Below are 2,237 nucleotides of genomic sequence, written 5' to 3' on the forward strand. Positions count from 1 at the left end.
ACGAGGCCAGTGGACTACCTGTGGGCACCAGTAACGGCAAATACACCCATGTCACCATTCCAGGCGTGAGTGCCGCAAGTGTTGAAGCACTGTCATCAAATTCTCTGGATGCGCAACTAAAAACTGCTAAGATAACGGAGCAGAATCTCACAGATCTGAAAGAGAGCTTTGGTGTTTACAGAGGTGAAGAGAACTACAATGTGGTAATAGACGGCCATGGTACCGGATATATTCCACCTACCGAAGAACAGTGGAGAGAAATCATGAAAACAGCCCAGGTCATAACCGGTATCAAAATGCCAACAGCAACTGCTCTTCCTTCAGTCGTTGACCATTCTCAAGAAATATACTTCCCACCGATTGGCAACCAGGGAAGTGAAGGTTCCTGTACATCATGGTCTATCGGTTATTACATTAGTACCTACTATGAAGCTGCGGCTAACGGTTGGGACCTTTCAAGCGCACGTTACAGTTACAGCGGTATTGACAGTGCTCACCTTGACAAGGTCATGAGCCCTGATTTTCTCTATCATCAGATAAACAACGGGATAGACGCAGGTTCTTATTTCTCAGACAACATCAAAGTCATATCCCAGATGGGAATCGCATCATGGAAAACTATGCCGTACAGTTCCAGTGATCATTACAGCTGGCCATCAGAAGCTGCCTGGAGAGAAGCTCCAATGCATAGAAACACCAATGCAAAGATATACTATATGACTATAAGTGACGATAGCGATATTGAAACACTCAAAAGCTTAATTGCCCAGGGATATGTAGTTTCCGTAGGAGTTGATGCCTATAGGTTCTCATCCTTGAAAAACAACGACGTCTGGGATGTTGATAACTACAAGCAGACAACTATCAACCATGCTGTTACCATTGTTGGTTACGATGACAGCATGTGACACTTCCTTATGATATAGCTTCGCCCGGCCTTGCCGGGCATTTTTTTTAAAACTAAAAAATTTATAAAAAAATAACCATATTTGATACAGCCTTCAATGAAAGCTGAGTATGGCTGATATTCGTTTTTTTCGAGACTCTAAAAAAGAAAAAGATATTATCGCAAAGAATAATATAATTTTGATGTAGGGTCTTTTTTAGAAAAGGGGGCATTATTATATGTCACGATTGTTTTTTATAATTTCTTTAGTTTTTTTGTTGGGTACTTCTGTTGCTTTTTCGTTGGAAGTACAGCCTTTGGCTTTTCAAAAAGAGGTCAACCCCGGCGATAAGATTTTGATACCACTTAAAATCTCTTCAGAGGTCGACCAAAAAATCAGTCTAAAACTTCTAAAATACACACAGCGTGAAGATGGGAAACAGGAATTTGTTGAATATGAAGATTCAAGAGATTCTGTATTGAATTGGTTCGCTTTCCCCAATACTGTCTTTCTGAGGGCATATTCTTCCGCTAACATAGCGGTAGAAGTAAAAATTCCATATACAGCTAGGGGAACCTATGTCTCGGTAATAATGGTCGAACCCGAAGAAGAAGGAGCAGTTACAGGCATAACCATCAAAATACGCTTTGCCATACTCATAGTCCTCAGAGTATCGGCTCCAGGGTTAAGGCAAACCTATGAAATCGAGGATTTCGATATTGTGCCCGATGAAAACAAAGAACCTGTTGTTACTGTTAAATTCCACAATAACTCCTTACTGGATTATTTTGCCAGTATAGGTGCGGCAATACGAGATCCAAATGGTCGAACTGTGGAAAAGGTGCACCTTAATACCGGGCAATCATTGAACAGGGGAATTGCTCAAACGTGGCTGGTACCTGATGCGAATGTAATTTTCAGTGCAAAGGTTTCAAAAATCCTTTCCTCAGGCAAATATAAAGTCCATTTATATGTAAATTACGGTGATAGGCAGAGAATAGTCACCAAATCCTTCCAGATTGATCGCGAACTCTTTAAACTCCCGGAACCCAAAGAGTTATATCTTCTTTTTGGAAAGCCGTATATTAGCCTTCATTTGAAACCAAGAAGCGTAAAAACCGAACTTGTGAGTGTCACCAACAAAGGTGGGGAACCTGTGGATGTGAGCGTAAAGCTCTCAGATATAAGAAGCAATTTCAAGAATTCGCTTCTGCCATGGACAACCCTCAGGGGAAAAGAGGAATTCTTGCTTTCACCTGGAAAGTCGTCAAAGACTGTTTTAACCTTCAAAGTACTGGCTGATGCGGAAGAAGGGGCTTATTATGGAAAACTTGTTTATACCGCATCAAA

At 41.1% G+C, this 2,237-nt stretch carries 2 protein-coding genes; both read left to right on the plus strand.

From position 1 onward, the window contains the following. The coding region (locus AC3LHT_RS10475) for a C1 family peptidase (RefSeq protein ID WP_488662850.1) at positions 1–908 on the plus strand (908 nt) is incomplete at its 5' end. 217 nt (positions 909–1,125) lie between these two features. Then, positions 1,126–2,237, plus strand: a 1,112-nt coding sequence (locus tag AC3LHT_RS10480) for a COG1470 family protein (protein WP_488662851.1), incomplete at its 3' end; no start/stop codon positions are given.

The sequence above is a fragment of the Kosmotoga sp. genome, assembly GCF_982836095.1.